Source organism: Anaerorhabdus furcosa (genome assembly GCF_900167375.1).
In the GTDB taxonomy this organism is placed as follows: domain Bacteria; phylum Bacillota_I; class Bacilli_A; order Erysipelotrichales; family Erysipelotrichaceae; genus Anaerorhabdus; species Anaerorhabdus furcosa.
The window spans coordinates 129,938-151,551 of the sequence record NZ_FUWY01000006.1 but is presented as its reverse complement, the minus strand read 5'-3'; the positions used below and the strand labels follow the sequence as shown (position 1 = coordinate 151,551).

Genomic DNA, 21,614 nt, shown 5'->3' with positions numbered 1-21,614 from the left:
AAATGGAGGCAAAATAATGGAAGAAAACAAAATGGGCAGTATGAAAATCAACAAGTTAATTATGACCATGTCTTTACCAATTATCATCTCAATGCTTGTGCAAGCATTATACAACATCGTAGATAGTATGTTTGTCGCAAGAGTATCAGAAAATGCTTTAACTGCAGTATCTTTGTGTTATCCTATCCAAATGATTTTAGTTGCTGTAGCTTGTGGAACAGGGGTAGGTATTAATGCTTTGTTATCACGTAATTTAGGTTTAAAGAAACAAAAGGATGCAAATCAAGTGGCATTACATGGTTTGATGTTATCTCTATTAAATGGTGCGGTATTTGCAATTCTAGGTCTTCTTTTTTCTAAACAATTTTTAAGTTTATTTACAGATAATCCAGAAATATTAGAAATGGGAATTAGTTATATGCAAATTTGCATGGTATTCTCAGTGGGTGTATTTGTACAAATTACATATGAACGGATTATGCAATCAACAGGAAATACTGTATATAACATGATTATTCAAGGTGTAGGAGCATTAACAAACATCATCCTTGATCCAATCTTTATCTTTGGGTATTTTGGTGTACCAGCAATGGGAGTTGCAGGTGCTGCAATCGCAACAGTTATTGGTCAAATGGTGGCAATGATCCTGGGAATCGTCATAACTAAATACAAAATAAAACTGGTTCAATTGCATTTAAAAGATTTCAAACTTAGCACTACCTTATTAAAATCAATTTATCGTATTGCAATACCAGCAATCTTAATGCAATCTATAATGAGCTTCATGACAGTGTTTATGAATATGATTCTGGTTCAATTTTCAACATTGGCAGTATCTGTATTTAGCATATATTACAAGTTGCAACAATTTGTATTCATGGCTGTGTCGGGTATCACCAATGCCATTATTCCAATTATCTCATTTAACTTTGGTGCCAAACATAAACAGAGAATTTTAGATGCAATCTATTTTTCATTAAAATTAGCATCAATTATTATGATTTTGGGTACAATTGTATTCCAGTTATTTCCAGAACAACTACTTTATTTGTTTGATGCTAAGGCAGATATGTTAGCGATTGGAATACCGGCATTACGTACGATCAGTTTATCTTTTGTCTTTGCAGGAATCTCAATGATTTTATGCTCAGCATTTCAAGCTCTTGATCATGGTCAAAATTCATTAATTATCACACTTTTAAGACAAATGATCTTACTTGTACCATGTACTTATGTTTTTGCGCAACTCTTTGGTCTTAATCTTTCTTGGTGGTCATTTGTGATTACTGAAGCACTTTGTTGCTTATTGAGTTTAGGTTATTTACATACAATAAAAGCAAAAACGATTCTGACGATAAAAGAAGCATAACCGAAATATAAGGAAACATCGTAAATTATGTATAGATAAATAGAATATTTATTAGACATTCCATGAAAAGTTTATTATAATATTCGTAGTTCAATGAGTGGATTGAGCAATTATGATTAAATTAGATTTAGTTGAAGTTGAAAAAATTATAAAAAAAGATAGGGAGCTATCTTTTTTATGCTTTTAAGGAGATTTTGGGTTAATTTTTTACAGCTCTTATAAGTAGAAATGGATTAAATGGGGGAGTGTATATGGGAAAGTTCAATTTGTTTAAAGGATCGATTCGAGTAAATGATTCGACGCCTAAAGAAATTCAAGAAAAAATCAAGAAGAAAAAGGAAGACATTGAGCAACTACATCAAGAAATTGAGTTGGTTGATAGCAAAGTTAATCAAAGTGAACTGAATTATCAAAAGGATATTGAAAATAGAAGTCAAGACTTAAGTGAAAATCAAAAAGAAGTTGAAACTAAAGTAGCTTCAATGAATGATGAATTCATTAAGGTGAATGAAAAAGAGGATCAACTTAAAGAAGATATCATGATAAATACTGTTAATTTAACAGAAGAAAACAGTTCAATCAAAAATGATTATCACGCTAAAATCAAAGATGAAGAAAAACAATTTGAGGCTCATCAAAGTGAATTAAATGAAAGTCTTCAAAAAGTAAAGAAGAACCAAGATAATCAGTTCATAGAAAAAAGAGATGAGTTGATACAAAACACAAATTCACAAAAAGAGGATCTTTTAGCAAAAAAAGAGATTGAATTGCAACGCTATTTAGAAGAAATTGAGCAAATGAAGATGGAGTACGATACGTTTAAAGTTGACTATGAAAATCAAATTAGCATTTTAAATGAACAATTATTAAATGAAAATGAAAATAGTGAGCAAATAAAGTTTGAACAAGAAAAAGAACAAGAATCATTAAAGAAACAATATGATGAAAAGTTGAGTGCTTTATCATTAGAGATTCAAAATAAAGAGGCATCTTGGGAAATTTCTTTTAATGAGTTTGTTGAGAGCAATAGTTCAATAAAACAAAAAATGATATTGGAATTGGACTCATTAATCCAAAAAGAAATAGATTTAAAAGAAATCCTTAAACAGAAGAAGAAAAATGCTGAAATAAAGGAAAAGCAACTACAAAAAGAACACCAAATTAAGATAGATGAAATAAACAGTCTTAAAATAGGATTAAATCAAAAAATAGAGAAACTTCAAAATGAACTCAAGATTGAGAGTGAAACTTATCAAAATGAACTAGAAGCTTTTGCACAACAAAGAGTTTTGGAAGATCAAAGTATCGCTCAACTCATTGAAGACCTTGAGATAGAGTTGAAAGAAGTTAAAGCGGACTATTCTAGAAAATGGCTTGAATTAGATGACGACTTTAAATTAGAGTGCAAGAACATTGCACAATTTTATCGTGATTTATTGGATTCTGAAGAAATAAAACAAGAGCAAATTATTCAATCAATTAAAGATGAAATAAAACGTGATGAAACTAATTTCTTTACAGATAAGAAAGCACTAAGTGAAAAACGAAACATTGCAGAAAAGCAATTTATCGATGAAGTTATGGCGATTAAAAGTAAAATTGATGAGTGTAATCAATTAATTCAACAAAAAGAATTGGATCATCAAAACATAATTCTCCAATTGCAAAATAACTATACAATTGAACATGGGAACCTACAAAAAGAATTACATGAAAAAGAACAAGCATATCATCAAAAGAAACAAGCAATTGAAACTGAAATAAAAGAACTTGAAGCTAGCCATGTATTGCAATTAGAAAAAATTGAAAATATCAAAGAAGATATGAGTAAAGAAATTATATTTTTGGATGAATGCTTAACAAAGTTACAAGAGGAACAAAGTTTACAAATATTAAGCAAAGAAAATGAACTTCTTAACATAGATGATGAAATTCAACAACTGACAGAAGCTTTAAACGAATGGGAAGAAAAACGCAAAGAAGAAAATGTTAGAAATGCGAAACGAATCCATGAATTCACTTTAAGAAGACAAAGTATAGTTATTGAGCATGAAAATACAATTCAAACATTAAAAGAGGATTATAATTCTCGCATTAATGAATATGAAAATGAATTTTCAAATCAAAAGGTTACAATTGAAGACAAGTATAATCAGGATTTAGAACGCTTAATATCAGAAAAAAATGAAAAAATCAGCATCTTAGAAAATGCACGAACTGAAGCGTTAAAAGAATTTGATGAAAAGAGAAGAGAACTTGAAGCAAATACAGAACAATTGCAAATAACATATTTGGACACGATTGCTACTGAGAATGCTTCATTGAATGAAATCGAGAATAATCTTCAACTTATACAAATTGAAAATGCAAAGGAAATTGAAGAAATCACGAAGATAAGTGAAGAAAAACTTCAACTTATTCAATTGAAAATTAATGAGAAGGTAAATGAACTTCATGAACAAGAATTAACATATCGAAATGAGATTCAGCTTCAAATTACTGCAAAACGGAATGAAATTGATAACTTGATGAAAGAACAAGATCTTTTAAATGAGGATTTTGAAAAACTTCAATTGAATTTCAATGAAGAAAAAAATCAATTATTACAAAAAACAAGAGTAGAGTTGGATACCTACATTGTGAAATTGAAGGATGCCGAGAGTAGACTTGATGAGAGACAAAAAGCAATTGAGATTGAAGAAGCAGCTTATCAAACTTTACTTGTGGAATTTGCAAAAACAGAAGAAAATGAACAAACGAAGCTAAATGAATTAAAAGAATCCTATTTAAAAGAGCAAATGCATCAAAGAAATGAGCTAGATGAATTATTGACGGCAAGAGCTCAAATGAAAGATACTCAACTTGAGGCAATACAAGCTCATTTTGATAATCAACGCTTACAACTTAAAGATGAACTGGATAGAGAATGCAGTCAAAAGGAAAGTGAACTTGAACTAGTTCGTTATCATTTGCAAGATGAAAAGAAGAAACTTGAGCTTGCCTATAAAGCACATGCGAGTGAATGCAAAGAGGCAATCGAAAAGATTCAAGAAGAAGTCAAAAGGGCGAATCAATTAAGAGAAGAAGCAGAAAAAGAACATGAAGCTAACTTAAAGAAACTAGAGCGTTCATTCCAATTCGATGCATCCATGTTAGAAGAAGAATTGCGCCAAAAGAAATTAAATAGTGATAAATATCTGGAGGATTTAGTCGAGATATTTGAACAAGATGAAAAAGAATTGAATCTTGAAAAAGTCAAAATTCAATCAATCATTGAAAAAAGACAACAAGAATTAAATGAGAAGAAACAAGCAATTCAAGATTATATTGCTCAAATGCATGCAAAAGAAGATGAAATTGATAAGCAAAGAAATCAAGAAATGAATCAGTATTTGAATAATATAAATGCCTTAGATATTCATCTTGAAAATCTAAGAAAAGAACAAGAAGAGAGCAAACTAGATAAACAAGTACAAATCGATGCAATTCTTAGTGAACAAGAAAGAGTCAAAGAAGAGATGAATATTTTCATTTCTAATCGTTCAGAGAGTTTTAATCTTGCTTTACAAAAGGTTCAAGATGAGCATGAGAAAGAAATTAGTGATTATCAAGAACAATGTGATGCAAAGCTAACTGAAATTTCTAGCCAAAATGAACAAGTGCTACTTTCATATCAACAAGATTTAGACAACTACAAAGAAGTACTTGAACAAGAATTAGCACAAGAACAAGTTGTATTGGCTGAATTAATTGAAAAAGAGGAACAAAATCTAATTCAACAAAAACAGGATTTTGAAGCTTACATGGATAAAATTCGTATTGAGGAAGATGAAAGAATTCAAGTTAGAGAAGCTGAAAGAAATAGACTAGTTGAAGAGTGGACAGGCAATTGCAATGTGATTAAAGATCGCATCGCTGAAATAGTGAATAAATTTAAAAAAGAAGAAGAGGAATTTAGACAAGTCCATAATATTCAAATTCAAAGATACATGAGTGAGAAAAAACAACTTGAAAGTGAAGAATCAAGATTGAAAGAAGCACTCATTGGTTTGGAAAATGAACTAAATGAAAAGAATATTGAATTTGCTAATAAATCACAACAAGCAGAAGAAGAGTATTTAAGCAAACTAAATAAGTTAGAAAATGATATTGTACTCAAAGAAAATGAAATTCATAATTATCGTGAAAAAATGAGTCAAGAATTTAGAAGTCTTATTGAAAATCAAAAAATCGAACAAGAACGTTTAGCAGAAATTGTTAATGAAAAAGAACGATATATGCTAGAAGAAAAAATTAAAATTGATGAAGCTATTTTAAATCAAAAACGTATTTTTGATAAATTAGCTAGTAAAAAACGAATTGAACTAGAAGAGGAAATCGAAAAGAACAATAAGATTTTAGAAAAAGAACTTCGCCGAGTTGAACATGAGAAATCTAAAAAAGGTGAAGAGTTTGATTTGTCATTGCAACAATTGAAACAAATTATTTTAGATAATGAATTGAAATACAATAAGATGATTCAAGAGCAACAAGTTCGTAATGAAGAATACTTAAGTGAATATAAGAAATCAATTGATTTGCGAAAAGAACAAGAAGATATAAACAATGCAAATGAGTTGGATACTTATGAAAAGAATAAACAAGAACTACTTCTAGAGGAACAAGAAGTCATTTTACAAAAGCAAATTGAAACACAAGAAATCAAGAAAAATAGCAATGATTTAGTTACGTCACTTATCAATTCAAATAATCAAATCAAACATCGAATTGATTTACTTCAACGACAATATCGTGAAATGAATAATGAGTTGAAGAGTGATCTAGTTCCTGAAGACTACATGCGATTCTTTGATGAATTACATCAAAAACTAGCAGATCGAACAGATTTCTTAAAGAATTTAGAAAATGAAGAGTTTAGTCTACACAAAGAACGTTTCGAACAAACAAACAATCAAAACATGTCTTATCATCAAGCAATACGTGAACATCAAGAGAGAATAATCAAAATTGAACAAGAGATGTTTACGGAACAAAAACGTTTAACTGATTTCGAACAAGAATTAAGTGAAAAACGTCGTCAACAAAAAGAATTAGAAATTACAAACAAAAATCTCTTTAAGAAGCAATTGGACTATTTAAAGGATAAAATGTTTAACTAATGGACTGGGCATATTAGAATACAAAGAATTAAAGGATTGCTAAAATAATGATGTAAGCAAATGCTTATAGAAGGAGATTTAGCAATGAAAAAAGACCGTAAAGTTGTATTAGTTGGAACTGGTTTTGTTGGAATGAGTATGGCTTATTCATTTCTAACTTCTGGTGGAGTAGATGAATTAGTCTTAATTGATGTAGATAAAGAAAAAGCATTAGGGGAAACAATGGATTTACAGCACGGATTACCTTTTGCAAGAAATAAAATTGTTATTAAAACAGGTGGTTATGAAGAGTGTAGTGATGCAGAAATTGTCGTTATTACTGCAGGTACCGCACAGCGACCTGGTCAATCTCGTTTGGATATGACAGCAGTAAATGCAAATATTATGAAAGGCATAACTGAAAACATAATGGCTTCGGGGTTTGATGGTATCCTTGTTGTTGCATCAAATCCGGTTGATCTTATGACTTATGTTGCTTGGCATGTATCAGGTCTACCAAAAAATCGTGTGATTGGTTCGGGGACAATACTAGATACAGCAAGACTTCGTTATCTTATGAGTGAATATTTAGGAATATCAACTAATAACATCCATGCCTATATTATGGGTGAACATGGTGATTCAAGTTTTGTACCCTGGACACATGCTTATGTAGGAAGTAAATGCTTACTTGAATTGTTGGATGAAAAAAGTAAAGACTTAAACGACTTAAATGAAATCTATCATCAAGTACAACAAGCTGCCTATGAAATTATTAATCGTAAGAAATCTACATATTATGGTATTGGATTAGCACTTAATCGTTTAGTTCAAACAATTCTAAATGATGAACATGCAATACTTACTGTATCTGCTTATCAAGAAGGTGAGTATGGTTGGCATGATATGTTTATTGGAGTTCCAGCAATTATTGGACACAATGGTGTTGAAGAAATCATAAAGCTTCCACTCAATGAAGTTGATCAAGGTAAATTTGATCACAGTGCTTCTACTTTAAAAGAAGTTCAAGAATCAACAATTAAACCGAATTTGAAGTAATCGATGGATTACTTCTTTTTTATGTGTTGATTTCAAACTGTGTCTATGTGATAATAACAGTGAGGAGAGGTATATGATCCTAAAAATTGATGAAAAGTCAAATCTTGCTAACTATCTTCAGTTGATGAATCAGATCAAAGAGAAGATTTTTCTAGGTGAGTTAACTATCAATGATCAATTGCCCTCGATACGAGTCTTAGCCAAAGATTTAAATATCGCCATCATTACAGTTAAGCGAGCATACGATGAGTTAGAAAAAGAAGGTTTTATCGAAACACGGCAAGGGAAGGGTTGTTTTGTTAAAAAATTGCACTTAGATCAACTTAAGGAAAAGAAACTGCTTGAAATAGAAAAAAACTTAAATGAAATTATTCATGATGCAAAACAATTTGGGTTAAGTGATTTAGAAATTACGAATTTAATAAAGAAAATACTGGAGGAATAAGCAATGAGTGAAAAAGCACTAAACGTTAAGAATCTAAGAGTCATGTATGAACAATTTTGTCTTTATATTGATGATTATTCAATTGATTCAGGGTATGTAACAGGGTTAATTGGTAAAAATGGAGCAGGTAAAACAACCTTTATCAATGCGTTTTTAGAACTTATTCGTCGTGATTCTGGTGAAATTAATATTCTAGGTTTCAATTTTGATGATCACGAAATAGAGATTAAAGAAAGAATTGCTTATGTTAATGATCAATTTATTTATCCTTTATCATTAAATCTTGAGCGATTAGGAAAAGAAATTGGTTCTTTCTACAGTAAGTTTGATTATCAATTATTTAAAACACTGTGTGAGAAACATAAGTTACCAATGACGCAAAATTTTAAGAATTATTCTAAAGGAATGCTGGCAAAAGCAGCGATTCTTTTCGCTATTTCCTATTCGCCTGACTTCATCATTTTGGATGAGCCAACCGCAAATTTAGATCCAGTAAGTCGTAGAGAAGTTTTAGAACTACTTTATGAAGTGATGCAAGATGAGAATAAGACCATTTTATTTTCTACACATATTACATCTGATTTAGATAAAATTGCAGATAAAATTACTTTGATTCATAATGGCAAAATTGAATTTACAAAATCAAAGGATGAAATTGAAGAAGATAATCAAATTGTTGCGATAGAGGGTGATATTCCAGGCAAGATAAGAAACTATTTACGTGGTATCACAAAAACAAGTAATGGCTACAAAGCTCTATGTACAGATACTAAGAAATTTATCCACGATGAACAATATAAATTTCAAAAGGCATCAATAGAAGATATTATGTATTATTGGGAAATTCACAATGAATAAATTATTTAGATACTTTAGAATAAAAAGTTCATATTTTCTCTATCTCTATTTCTATCTCTTTATTTTGATTTCATGGTGGGATTCTAATAGTGCATTTTCAACTGTAGTTTATTCCATTGGATTATTTCTGATTTGTGAGTATTTTCAAGTATACTTTGATTTTGATTATCAGAAATCCTTTACTAATAAAGTACAACTTTTGGATTTGTTGCCAGTTAATAAAAAGACATATCAATTAGCTCAAACCATGTTAGTAATTGGATTTATTGTATTGAATACACTACTTTTGTTGTTTTCTAGATATCAATTACCATTTATCTTAACTCGTTTATCTATTCGTAGAACCGATGATGTACTCTATTTTGTTGAATTCTATTGGATATTTATTAGTCTTATTTATTTTTTATTTCATCTTTGGGAAACTTATTTTGCAAAGGATATTAGAAAAATTACTTCGGTAAGATTTATCTTTCTTTTTGCTACTACATTGATGTCTCTTATCACGTTGTTATTAACAATTCCAAATGAATACACAAATCGCTCTGTGATATCTGGATGGACTAGTATCATCTTAGTAAGTGTGGGTATCATTGGTATTGTGAGTTTTATTCTTTTTGGTAAATATTTCAATGATTACAGAAAAAAGTATAAACAATTTAAACTCTCTAAACTTACAATTTGGAATATCAGAAAATTATCTAAATTGCAGATCGAAACTGGTGTAAAAGAGATAGCCTACTTAGGATTCTTTTCTTCAATTTTCTATAATATGATTTTTTTAGGAAATCAAATCGAATTTTTCATGATACTTTTTCTATCATTGGTTGCCTTATTTCTTTCTGTTACTAAAAATGTAAATCAATATTTTAGAAGGGGTAGTCTATTGAAAATGATGCCTTTTACAAGAAAAGAAGTTTATGTAAGTTCCATTGTAGGGATGTTTATGGATTGGTTACTTTATGCAGTGTTGTTTATTGGAACTTTATATGTTGTTTATTTCTTTCGTGGTAATACAAATTTTAATATAGATGTTTCATTGGGTGTTGTAATAGCTACTGTGATTGTCCATATTGTATTGTTTTATATTTTAAATAAAACACTGTTGAGTGCAGATGGAATGATGTATGGTATTTTTGGAGGATTTGTTCTTTTCCCAATTTTTATATTTTTTAACTCCTTGATTGATTTTGTGAATACGAACCTTGGTGTAAGTATGGCGGTTTTGGGTATGATGCTAATCTTGCTACCATTTTCTTTAAGAAATCAATACAAGAAGGCAATGATTAAATAAAGGGAGGTTACTTTATGTTAATGATGTTCAATTACTTGAAAATTAAACAGTCTTGGTTTCTCTTTGTTTACTTTGTCTTTTTGTTTTCTTTTTCATCATTTGATTTTACAGGAATTATGCCATCAATTATTTATTCATTGGGATTGTATATCATCTGTGAAAACACACAAGTCTTTTTCGATTTTGATCATGATAAAGACAATTGTATTGTTGAATTATTGCATCAATTACCGATAAAGAAAAGAGCTTATCAAATGTTCATTACATTGTTTAATGTAAGTTTTGTAATTATTTCAACACTGATTTCTTTTCTAACGATGAGCGTTAATTATCAATTATTTCAAGGTGAATTAATCTTCTTTGTGATGAATTGGCTGTATATTTCAATGAGTTATTTGCTATTTCATTTGTGGGAAACATGGATTTTGAAGTCCAATATAAATGTGAGTAAATATCGCAAATATTTATTAATTGCATCAATGCTTACATGCTTCATAAATCCACTTTATATATCAAATGGTGCTGCTTATAATTTAAATAAAAATAAATTGATGAATCAAATGTTATTTTTTGGAATCTTTGTGGTAGGTGCAGGTGTCTTTGCGTTTGTAGATACTCGTTATAAGAATTCAAGAAATAGTCCAAAAAACTTTAAAAAATCAGCAAGTAAATATAGTAATATCATAAAGTTATCAGAATTAACCTATTCAAAAGGAAAAGATGCTGTGAATGCTATTTCATTTGTTTGGATCATTTATTTGCTATTTGATTTTGTTGGTAACTACCAAAACTATGAATATTTATTCTCTATTTATTCGATAGGATTGATGACTTTCTTTTTTCTTATGGATATACTGTCGAGTGTATATAGTAAAAATACGTTTCTTAAACTGGTTCCTTTTAGTCGAAAAGACATATTTCTTGTGACATTTATCAAAACAATTCTTTATGTTGCAATAACGGAAACTTTACTTCAGTTGGCATATTTCGGTTTGCTTCTGATTAAGGGAGAGCAATTTGTATTTTCGATTACCATTTCGTCACTATTGATTGGGATTGCGTTGTTTATCTCTTCGCTATGGATTACCTATTATGGTTATGCTAGTCGTTATTATAAATTCTTTTATATCTGTTTAGGCGTAGCATGTTGGCTTGTTATTTTGGGTCTTGGACCGAAACTACTAACCTTAAATACTGAGGGATTGATACTGGTTATCTTTATCATATTGGGAGGTATTTTATTGCTAATTAACTTTTTCAAGACTGGGTTTAAACGACTTTCCTATAAATAACGGGGTATCATTGTTATAAAACATTGTTAAATAAGAAGTTTTGAGTTAATATTTAAGGTATAGGAACACGTAATTTACTGTGGTAATAGGGAGAGTTAACATGGCGAAATTTAATTTTTTGGATGCATTTAAAAAACAAGAAGAAACCAAACCGAGTGATATCCAAATTGAAATCGAAGAGAGAGAAAAGAGCATTGAACAATTAGAAAAGAAATTAGAACACTCAGGTGTTCTTTTAGGCAATGAAGAGAAGACTCAAAACATTGAATACAGCGCAAAAAAGAAACAAGTTGAAGTTGCAAAGAAAGAAGCAACACAACTCATGGATGAAATTGAAGATAAATCTGAGAAACTTCAAAATTCAATGAAAGAGCTTTCTAATAAATCGGAAAAAGCAGCAAAAGATGTAAATAAGAAGAAGGCAGCTCTATTAGCGGATGCAAGCAAAAAAAGTAATGCACTCAAGAGTCAAATTGCAAAGAAAGAAAAAGAAATAGAAGAAGAGATTAAAGGAATCAAACAATCTCAAGATAAATTATTTATCAAAGAAAGAAATCGCTTGATTCAAGAAACAGAAGCACTTAAAGAGAGTTTATCTTCTGTAGCAGCCATCGAAAGTGAAAAACAGAAGAAAGAACTAAAAAAGATGGAATCACAAATCGAAAAGATGAAAAAGTCTTTTGATAAGGAAATCATCGATTTAGAAAATAAATTAAGCGAAGCTTTAAAGAATGAAGAAATTACCCTAGAAAGTTATAACCAAGCAATTCAAAATATTAAAGACAGTCGTAAAGCAGAAATTGACAATAGAAAAGTAGAATTACAAGCTAAGGTCAGTCAATGGGCTGCAAGCTATAATGAATTTGCACAAAACAATCGTGTATTTTTAGATGCGAAAAAAGCAGAGTTAGAACTACTTAAACAACACGAATCTAGTTTGAAAGATTTATTGAAACAAAAACAAGATAAAATTGATATTGAAAAGAACAATCTAATTCAAGAATATGCTAGTAAAGTAAAAGAATTAGAAGTAAATCACAATCATTTGCAAAATACATTAGCTGGAAGTAAGCAACAGTATCGTTCATTAAGTGATATGTACAAGCAGGAAGTTGATAACTTTGCAAGTTTAAGGGATGCTGAACAACGCCAAATTCAAGAATTAATTGAACAACTGGGTAAAGAATATGAACAATTCCAACAAGAGATAGTAGAAAAGACCAATGGATTGGATGTAAAGCTTAAAGCTGAAGCAGATTCAATCTATAACTTTTATCGTGACTTGTTAGCAAGTGAAGAAGAAAAGTTAAATAGCAATATTAATTTTGTAAAAGAAGAAATACGTCGCGAAGAGGATAAATTATCATTAACTAGAAAAGAATATGAAGAAAAGAAGAATACGATTGAAAACATTCATTACCAAAAGTTAAATGATATTAAAGAACGTATCTTACAATGTCAAACTAATATCAAAAATGCTGAAATAGAACATCATCAATACTTAGCAGAATTGAATGCACAATTTGAAAAAGAGAATGTTGTGTTGCAAGAACAATTGAAAACACAAGAAAATGAATTTGCAAAGAAACGTAATGAACTTGATCTCAATGTTGAAGCATTTATTAAACAACTAGAAGATAAAAAGGATCAAGTTGCATTAATACAAAGAAGTAATAATGAAGAAGTGCTACATTTAGATAATCAAATTAAAGAGTTAAAGAATGATCACACAATTGCAATACAAGAGAAACAAAAATTAATTAATGACTTACAAAATGAACTTGAGCATGTAAATGATAAGATTCAATCAGTTCATGAGATTCGTGAAGCAGAAAGAAATAAACATGAAGAGAAATTACGCGAATTTGAATTGAAGCGTGAAGAGTTAACTAATGCTCATTACGAAAGAGTTAATGAAATCAAAGATAAATTCCAAGAAAAGATTGAACTATTTGAACAACAAGTGCTTGCAAAGAAAGAAGAAATGCAAGCTAAATATGATGAAAGTATTCTAAAATTACAAAAAGATCATGAAGCAAGAGTTGATGAATTCAAGTCAAAGAGTGCTCAATTTACGCAAGATCTCAATAAAGAGATAAAAGCAACTAAGAGTAAAATTGAAGCAATGGAAGCAGAATTTGAAAATAAAATGCTTCAGGAAAATGGTGTATTACAAGATACCACAAGTAGTTTTAATGAATTAAAACAATCGAATGCTACTGAAATAGAAACTATCAAACGTAATCATCATGAACAATTAACTAAACTTAAAGAAGTTACACAAAATTCAATTGATGAGATTGTACGTAATATTGGTGAATATACACTAAATACAAATAACCATATTACGAATATCCGTGATGAAATTGCACATTTAACAGATGAGGAAAAAAATCTTGTGTTGCAAATGTCGTTATTGCAAGAAGATTTTAATGCTAGAAAAAATTCACTAATTGAACTAAATAGTAATCAACTTCAAGAACATTTACAATCAATTAATAATTTTGAACAAGAAATAGATCAAAAACGTCAAGAAATAAGGAATGCAGAAGAATCGTTAACAGATTTAATCAATCAATATAAATTAATTCAAGATGATGAAAATCAAAAGGTATCTAAGTTAAAAAATATTTTAGCTAATGAACTTGATGAACAAAAGCGTGAAATAGAAAATTCTATTTCTCAATTAGAAGTTCAAAAAGAAGAAAGAATTGACTTATTAAGAGCAGAATATGATTTAACTAGAAAAACAATTTCAAATAAATTGAATTCTGAATTAGTAGATATTCAACATAACATTGAAGATGAGAAAAACAGAATCTTGCAAGAACAAGGTGAATTAGAAGCATCTTATGCAAATAAACTAGAAACGAATAATCAAATCCTTAATCGAATTCGTGAACAAGTTAAAGTTCTGTCTGTTGAATTTGAAAAAGCAGAAGAAAATCATAAAAATGAAATCAGTTTACTAAGAGAAGACTTTGAACATCGTAAAGCTCAGTTAGAATACGAAGCTGAAATTGCTAGAGAAAGTAATTTGAAACAGTTTAATGATTTAAAAGCTGATTTGGATTCGAAATTGAATCAAGTACAGATTGAAAAAATCCAGCTTAAGAATTCTGTTGATGCAAAAATTAAGCAACAACAAGCAAAGAAAGAAACAATTGAAAGTTTCATATTGGATTATGAGCGTAACAATAAGATACATGAAGAAGATCGCCAACGAGAGATTGAAAATTATCAAGCAATGGTTGAAAGACTCAATGCTAATATTGATGAATTGAATTCAGATTATGAAAATACAAAGCAAAGCAATCAATTAAAAGTAGAAGAGCTTCTTCAAATGCAAAAGAATGTTGAAGAAGAAATCAATCAAATCATGGCTACTCGTGGTGAAAATTATCAAAAGGCAATTGATCAAGTTACTCAGGAACACGAAAATAGAATTCAAGAATTTATAAATGAAGAAGATGCAAAACAAAAAGAATTGAATAGCCAAAACGAAGAGATTCTAAATAACTTCTTGACTAATTTTGAAGAGTATAAAGTTCATTTGGATGAGCAACTATCAATAAAACGTTCAGAAATTACTGAATTTATCCGTTTAGAAGATGAAAAACTAGAAAATGAAAAAACTAAGTTTGAATCGATAATGTTGGCAATGGAAAAAGAAGAAGAAACTCGTATAGAAGAAAGAAATGCTGAAAAAGAAAACTTTAAGAAGTATTGGGATGATTCTTTGGATACAATTCGTAAACGAATTAAAGATGCTACAGATAAAATGCTTGAGCAAGAGAAGGAAATTCGTAACCATTACAATCCTCAAATTGAACAACTGAGTTTTGAGAATGAAGAACTTAAAAATCAAGAAGTACAAATTTCGCAAGCAATTCATGAGTTGGAAGAAAAATTTGAACAAAGGAAATTTGAAAATGATCAAAAACGTCGCCAATATGAAGAAGAATGCACGCAAAATATTGCGAACATTGAACGTTTGATTAAAGATAGACAAGAACAAATCAATTCAATTAAACAAGCAATGGATAATGAAGCAAATCGTTTTGTTCAAATTCGTCAACAAGAAGAAGATAAACTCAAAACATCTCTTCAATCAAAAGAAGCTATTTTACAAGATGAAAGAGCAAAAGTTAATGAAATCATTGATAAGCAACAAAAAATATTTGATAAACTTGCAGCAAAGAAAATGGCTGCCATTGAAGATGAAAATAGACGTAACAATAAGATTCTAGAAAAAGAATTAAGAAGAGTTGAAAAAGAAAAAGCATTTGCTGGTGAAAATTTTGAGTTAACAATGGATGAACTAGATCAACTTATTCGTGAAAAAGAGAAACGTTATGAGTCGTTATTAAATGAACAAATAGCGAAAAATGATGCGTATATTCAAGAATACAAAGAAACTGTTCGCAAACGTCAAGCAATTGATGAACGCAATGATAGCGTTGAACTTGAGACGGTGGCTCATTTACGTGATCAATTACTAGAAAATGAAAAAATTGCTCAAGATGAACTTCAAGAGAATCTAGATGAAACAAAGAGTAAATACTTGCAAGATATCTATTCATTGCAAGAAAAGAATGGTCAAATACTCAAAGAAATTACTGGTCTTCGCCGTGAGTATGAGTCATTAAATGCGACATATCGTTCAAATGATGATACAATAAGTTTCAAAGATGTATTTGATGCATTTGAAGATAAGTTAAATATGCGTAAAAATCGTCTAAATGAGCTTGAAAAAGAAGAACAAGAATTACGTCAAGAAAAGGCGAATCAACATGTTGAACAATCAGATGTTTATGATCAAATGATACAAAAACATCGTCAAGCATTAGCTCACATTGATCAAGAGATTGAGAATGAGCAAAATCGTTTGGTTGAGTTTGAAGGTCAAATGAGTGAAAGACGTCGACTTCAAAAAGAAATGGAAATCGACAACAAGAATTTATTTGCAAAGAAATTAAACTATTTAAAAGAGAAGATGTTAGATAATTAGAGGATGGACCTTCAACAAGTGTTGAAGGCCCATTTTAGAGGAAAAAGTATGAAAACGTATTATGATGAGATCTTGGAAACCATTCAAAACCACATAAAGATGAAAGAATATGATGAAGCAAAAGCATTAATTTATACAGAACTAAAGATGCCCTATATTCCTGTTGATTTTGAGAAGGAGTTAAAGGATTGTCTATGTGATATAAAGGAAGCAAGTGGTGTAAATCAGCAAGTTGAATTTAATATTGAAGACTTAGAAAAGTATTTGTTTGATGAGGATGAGTTGCAACTTGTGGCGGTTAGTAAGTTAAATACAATGAATTTAAGGCAATATACAGAGATTATTGATCGTTATTTAAGAAGTAATCCATATCCATCAGCTGCTGCTTTATTAATCGATTCATGTATTGAACAAAAGTTGGATGAATCCTTTCTCTACATAAAGAATCAAGTTGAATACGAATTTACCCCTAGTTGTTGCTTAAGACCCATTGAATCAGGTGGGTTTTGTGAAGCTCAATCTTATCTGTCTGAATGGTTTGAGAACCATGATCCTTCATTTTATGAATTCACAATTCAACACCTAATACAAGAATGCTTTACTTATCTTCCCTTGAGTTATGATAAAGAAGATGGTTATCAATTAGCGCTACTAGTTGTCCGCTTTGTTTTAGGACTAATGGGGCGTGAAAATGAGTGGGAATCACTTGAACATACGCTTGTCGAAAGAGAAGATTTAACAAATTATCGTCTACTTTCATAAAAACGTGTATTTCCTGTAAAAAAATAGGCAAAATAATGCATATTACTTCTCAAGTTGTTTGAAATTGAGGATAATTTTGTTATAATAGTTAGGCTGAACATTTAGGAGGAATAAGAAATGTCAACTTGGAATATAATCGAAAAATCAAAAGGTGAATTAAAAGTAACTATTGAAGGTCAAGCTTGGAAAGATGCTCAAGTAAAAGCTTTTGATAAATTAGCTAAAAATGTAGAAATACCAGGATTTAGAAAAGGTCATGCACCTAAAAACATGATTGAAAAGAGTGTTTCTCAAAATAACGTGATGATTGAAGCTATCGAAAGTGTTGCTAATCAATTATTACAAGAAGGTATCAAGGAATATGACTTATGGCCAGTGGCAAGACCTGAACTAGCTATTGATGATATGAATGAAGATAAAGCTGACATTCGTTTTATAATCGTTGTTAAACCTGAAGTAACATTAGGTGAATATAAAGGATTACCTTATGCGGAAGATGCATCTGAGGTAGCTGATGATGAAGTAAATGCTGAATTAGCAAAATTACAAGAAAACTACGCTGATATGATTACTAAAGAAGGCGCAGTTGAAAATGGTGATACTGCTGTAATCGACTTTGAAGGTTTCAAAGATGATATCGCATTTGAAGGTGGTAAAGCAGAAGGTCATCACTTAGTAATTGGTTCTGGAAGCTTTATACCAGGATTTGAAGAACAACTAATTGGTGCAGTAGCTGGTGATGAAAAGGATATTAATGTAGTATTCCCTGAAAATTACCATGCAGAAGAATTAAAAGGTGCTCCAGTTGTATTTAAAGTAAAAGTAAATGAAGTTAAGAGTAAACAACTTCCTGAATTAAATGATGAATTTGCAAAAGATGTAAATGCACCAAATGTTGAAACTCTTGAAGATTTAAAGAATTTAATCAAAAAAGATTTAGGGGAAAATAAGAAAACAGAAGTTGAAAATAAAGCGATGAATGATTTAATCACGAAAGTGGTTGAAGGTGCGACAGTTGATATTCCACAAGAAATGATCGAAGATGAAACAAACCAACTTGTAAATGATTTCGCTAATCGTTTACAACAACAAGGTTTTGCTCTTGATCAATTCATGCAAATGACTGGTCAAACAATTGAACAAATTCGTGAGCAAATGGGGAAAGATGCTGAAAATAAAGTAAAATTGCGTTTAGTCCTTGAAGCTATTGCTAAAGCTGAAAAAATAGAAGTAAGCGATGACGAAGTAGAAAAAGAATATCAAGCAATTGCTGATCAATATAAGATGGAAATTGCTAAAGTTAAAGAGTTAATTTCAACACTTAGCTTGTCAGAAGATATTCGCATTCGTAAAGCATACGATCTAATTAAAGATACAGCTACTAAATAAGACGCAACGCGTCTTATTTTGTTCTATGGAGGTATAAAGAATGAAAAATAAAAGCTTACAAGTAACAATTCCTGTAGTTTGTACTAGAGGTATTGTGGTATTTCCAAACCAAGATGTAGTCATTGAGGTTGGAAGAGAAAAAAGTGTCAATGCTGTTGAAGAATCACAAAATCATTATGAAGGTCATGTGTGGGTAGTTTGCCAAAATGACATCATGATTGATAATCCAACAGTCGACAATATTTACAAATTTGGTACACTGTGCCATATAAAAACAGTTCGTAAAAAAGATGGTTTTATGCGTGTGACATTTACTGGTTTAGAAAGAGCTGAATTGGTTGAATACATTGATGGCGAAAAATTATCAATGGCTTTAATTCAACCTGTTACAAATATTGCTGGGGATGAAATTGAAGAATTGGCCCTAGTAAAAAGAGTAGCAGTTGAGTTTGAAAATGTTGCTAATTCAACAACAAATTTTCCACCAGAGGTAATTGCACAACTTACAAAAGGCGTATCTGCAGTTGTTCTTGCAGATCAATTTGCACAATACTTTCCTTTATCACTGGATAAGAAGCAACAACTTTTAGAAACATTGAATGTTAATGAACGCTTGATGTTAATTATCAGTGAACTTGAAAAAGAAAAGGAAATGTCTCGTGTTGAAACAAGCATCAATGAAAAAGTAAGAGAACGTATTGAAGAGGGTCAACGTGAATATTATTTGCGTGAAAAAATGCGTGCTATTAAAGAAGAATTAGGTGATGTTTCTAATGTAGTAGATGATACTGCTGAGCTACGTGAAATGATAGAAAAGAACCCTTATCCAGATCATGTTAAAGCAAAAGCATTAGAAGAATTAAGTCGATATGAAATGCTTCCTGCATCTTCAGGTGAAGCTTCAGTAGTTAGAACATACTTAGATTGGTTATTAAAGACACCTTGGTATGGTGTAACAAATGATAACGAAGACTTAGTTTTAGTTCAAGATCGTTTAAATCAAGACCATTTTGGATTATTAAAAGTAAAAGATCGTATCATGGAATATTTAGCAGTTAAGCAAATGACAAAGAGCTTGAATGCTCCTATATTATGTCTTGTTGGTCCTCCAGGTGTTGGTAAAACATCACTTGCAAAATCCATTGCTAGATCACTTGATCGCAAGTTTGTTAAAATGTCGGTTGGTGGTGTAAAAGATGAATCAGAAATTAGAGGACATCGTCGTACTTATTTAGGAAGTATGCCTGGAAGAATCATTCAAGGAATGAAAAAAGCAGGTGTATTAAATCCAGTATTCTTAATTGATGAAATTGATAAATTGGGTTCAGATTATAAAGGTGATCCAAGTAGTGCAATGTTAGAGGTATTGGACCCTGAACAAAATGCATTTTTCTCTGATCACTATCTTGAAGAACCTTATGATTTGTCCAATGTAATGTTTATTGCAACTGCAAACTATTTAGAAGATATTCCAGCTGCACTTCGTGATCGTTTGGAAATTATCCAACTATCAAGTTATACTGAAGTAGAAAAAGTAAAGATTGCTGAAAATCATTTGATTCCAAAGCAATTATTGATGAATGGACTAAAAGAAAAACAATTTAAACTTGAAGAGGCTGAATTGTATTACTTAATTCGCCACTATACACGCGAAGCGGGGGTTCGTCAGTTAGAACGTGTCATCGCATCATTATGCAGAAAGTCAGTTCTTCTTATATTAAAAGAAAAGAAGAAGACAATTAAAGTAAATAAAAAACTAATTGTTGAATGGCTTGGCAAAGAAATCTTTGAATATGGACAAAAAGAAAAGAAAAACCAAATTGGTGTTGTAACAGGTCTTGCTTATACTTCATTTGGTGGTGATGTATTACCAGTAGAAGTAACTTATTTTGATGGTAAAGGAAGATTTATTGTTACAGGACAATTGGGTGATGTTATGAAAGAGTCAACATCCATTGCACTTGATTACATAAAATCAAATGCAAAGAAATTTAAAATTAATCCTGAATTCTTTGATAAACATGATATTCATATTCATGTACCAGAAGGTGCAGTACCAAAAGATGGACCTAGTGCTGGTGTTACGTTAACTACAGCTTTAGTTTCAGCAATTACAGGTGTTGCAGTTCGATCTGATTTAGCAATGACAGGTGAAGTTACACTTCGTGGTCATGTACTTGCAATTGGTGGTCTACGTGAAAAGAGTTTAGCTGCACACCGTGTAGGTATTAAACACATTGTTATTCCTAAGAGTAATTTAAAGGATTTAGATGATATTCCAGATACTGTAAAAGAAAGTGTACAATTCATACCTGTCGAAAACATGGAACAAGTATTGAAAGAAGCTTTAGTTTAATGGCTTATCATGAGGTAGAATTTCTTACGAGTTCACCAAAAGTTGAAGATTGTCCGCAAACTGATTTACCCGAGTTTGTCTTAGCAGGTAGAAGTAATGTAGGAAAATCATCACTTATTAATGCACTCGTTGATCGTAAAAAAGCTGCATATGTTGGGAATAAACCAGGAAAAACACGATTTTTGAACTTCTTTAAAGTAGATAATCGTTGTATTTTTGTCGATGTTCCAGGATATGGGTTTGCCAATCGCAGTCAAAAAGAATTAATTCAATTTGGTGAGATGATGGATGGTTATTTTACAAATCGTCAACACCTTAGAGCGTTAATCCTCATTGTTGATTATCGTCATAAACCAACAAAAGATGATATTACAATGATTGAATATGCAAGAGAGTTGCATATGTCGATTGTTGTTGTTGCTACAAAAAAAGATAAATGTAAACGAAGTGAGTTAAGTAAATTGAAGAAATGTATTAGTGAAACATTGGGAGTACCTACAACCAGTATTTTGGACTTTAGTAGTACTGAAAAAGAGGGTGTAGATGAACTTTGGGGTATCATTGATTCATTTATTAATGATAAATAATTTGACAATCTTCAACATCTTGATAAAATAGTCTTAATAACTTGGAATAGAAGGAAG

At 30.5% G+C, this 21,614-nt stretch carries 12 protein-coding genes and 1 other annotated feature (1 of these 13 cut by a window edge); all 12 genes read left to right on the top strand.

Annotated features, from left to right (window positions below; genetic code table 11):
• The first annotated feature begins 16 nt into the window (after positions 1-16).
• The 12 genes from B5D14_RS09855 (at position 17) to yihA (ending at position 21,557) form a co-directional block, all read left to right on the top strand.
• The gene (locus tag B5D14_RS09855; protein ID WP_078712464.1) at positions 17-1,369 is read left to right on the top strand and encodes an MATE family efflux transporter; all 1,353 of its coding nucleotides are present in this window, start codon (positions 17-19) and stop codon (positions 1,367-1,369) included.
• Between the two features lie 251 nt (positions 1,370-1,620).
• Positions 1,621-6,528, top strand: a complete 4,908-nt coding sequence (locus B5D14_RS09850; RefSeq protein WP_078712463.1) for a hypothetical protein — start codon at positions 1,621-1,623, stop codon at positions 6,526-6,528.
• An 84-nt stretch (positions 6,529-6,612) separates the two neighbouring features.
• Positions 6,613-7,566, top strand: coding sequence for an L-lactate dehydrogenase (locus B5D14_RS09845; protein ID WP_078712462.1), 954 nt, complete (start codon positions 6,613-6,615; stop codon positions 7,564-7,566).
• Positions 7,567-7,639: 73 nt separating this feature from the next.
• Entirely contained in the window at positions 7,640-8,011 is a 372-nt protein-coding gene (locus B5D14_RS09840; RefSeq protein WP_078712461.1) for a GntR family transcriptional regulator, read from the top strand.
• 3 nt (positions 8,012-8,014) lie between these two features.
• Positions 8,015-8,869 carry an ATP-binding cassette domain-containing protein gene (locus B5D14_RS09835; protein ID WP_078712460.1) on the top strand — a complete coding sequence of 285 codons (855 nt, stop codon included), beginning with the start codon at positions 8,015-8,017 and terminating at the stop codon, positions 8,867-8,869.
• Entirely contained in the window at positions 8,862-10,160 is a 1,299-nt protein-coding gene (locus tag B5D14_RS09830; RefSeq protein ID WP_078712459.1) for a hypothetical protein, read from the top strand. Before B5D14_RS09835 ends, B5D14_RS09830 begins: the two co-directional genes overlap by 8 nt.
• A 14-nt stretch (positions 10,161-10,174) precedes the next feature.
• Entirely contained in the window at positions 10,175-11,452 is a 1,278-nt protein-coding gene (locus tag B5D14_RS09825) for a hypothetical protein (protein ID WP_078712458.1), read from the top strand.
• A 100-nt stretch (positions 11,453-11,552) separates the two neighbouring features.
• Positions 11,553-16,463, top strand: coding sequence for a hypothetical protein (locus B5D14_RS09820; RefSeq protein ID WP_078712457.1), 4,911 nt, complete (start codon positions 11,553-11,555; stop codon positions 16,461-16,463).
• A gap of 48 nt (positions 16,464-16,511) precedes the next feature.
• Positions 16,512-17,225, top strand: a complete 714-nt coding sequence (locus tag B5D14_RS09815) for a hypothetical protein (RefSeq protein WP_078712456.1) — start codon at positions 16,512-16,514, stop codon at positions 17,223-17,225.
• Between the two features lie 117 nt (positions 17,226-17,342).
• On the top strand, positions 17,343-18,614 hold the full coding sequence (tig, locus tag B5D14_RS09810) for a trigger factor (protein ID WP_078712455.1): 1,272 nt from the start codon (positions 17,343-17,345) through the stop codon (positions 18,612-18,614).
• A 40-nt stretch (positions 18,615-18,654) separates the two neighbouring features.
• A complete protein-coding gene (gene lon, locus B5D14_RS09805; RefSeq protein WP_078712454.1) occupies positions 18,655-20,970 on the top strand; it encodes an endopeptidase La in 2,316 nt (771 codons plus the stop codon).
• Positions 20,970-21,557, top strand: coding sequence for a ribosome biogenesis GTP-binding protein YihA/YsxC (gene yihA, locus B5D14_RS09800; protein WP_078712453.1), 588 nt, complete (start codon positions 20,970-20,972; stop codon positions 21,555-21,557). Before lon ends, yihA begins: the two co-directional genes overlap by 1 nt.
• A gap of 33 nt (positions 21,558-21,590) precedes the next feature.
• Positions 21,591-21,614: a binding site (T-box leader), on the top strand; it runs 183 nt beyond the window's last position.

Coding starts and splice junctions, on each gene's coding strand:
- B5D14_RS09855 (WP_078712464.1), top strand. CDS start 17: ATGGAAGAAAACAAAATGGGCAGTATGAAAATCAACAAGTTAATTATG.
- B5D14_RS09850 (WP_078712463.1), top strand. CDS start 1,621: ATGGGAAAGTTCAATTTGTTTAAAGGATCGATTCGAGTAAATGATTCG.
- B5D14_RS09845 (WP_078712462.1), top strand. CDS start 6,613: ATGAAAAAAGACCGTAAAGTTGTATTAGTTGGAACTGGTTTTGTTGGA.
- B5D14_RS09840 (WP_078712461.1), top strand. CDS start 7,640: ATGATCCTAAAAATTGATGAAAAGTCAAATCTTGCTAACTATCTTCAG.
- B5D14_RS09835 (WP_078712460.1), top strand. CDS start 8,015: ATGAGTGAAAAAGCACTAAACGTTAAGAATCTAAGAGTCATGTATGAA.
- B5D14_RS09830 (WP_078712459.1), top strand. CDS start 8,862: ATGAATAAATTATTTAGATACTTTAGAATAAAAAGTTCATATTTTCTC.
- B5D14_RS09825 (WP_078712458.1), top strand. CDS start 10,175: ATGTTAATGATGTTCAATTACTTGAAAATTAAACAGTCTTGGTTTCTC.
- B5D14_RS09820 (WP_078712457.1), top strand. CDS start 11,553: ATGGCGAAATTTAATTTTTTGGATGCATTTAAAAAACAAGAAGAAACC.
- B5D14_RS09815 (WP_078712456.1), top strand. CDS start 16,512: ATGAAAACGTATTATGATGAGATCTTGGAAACCATTCAAAACCACATA.
- tig (WP_078712455.1), top strand. CDS start 17,343: ATGTCAACTTGGAATATAATCGAAAAATCAAAAGGTGAATTAAAAGTA.
- lon (WP_078712454.1), top strand. CDS start 18,655: ATGAAAAATAAAAGCTTACAAGTAACAATTCCTGTAGTTTGTACTAGA.
- yihA (WP_078712453.1), top strand. CDS start 20,970: ATGGCTTATCATGAGGTAGAATTTCTTACGAGTTCACCAAAAGTTGAA.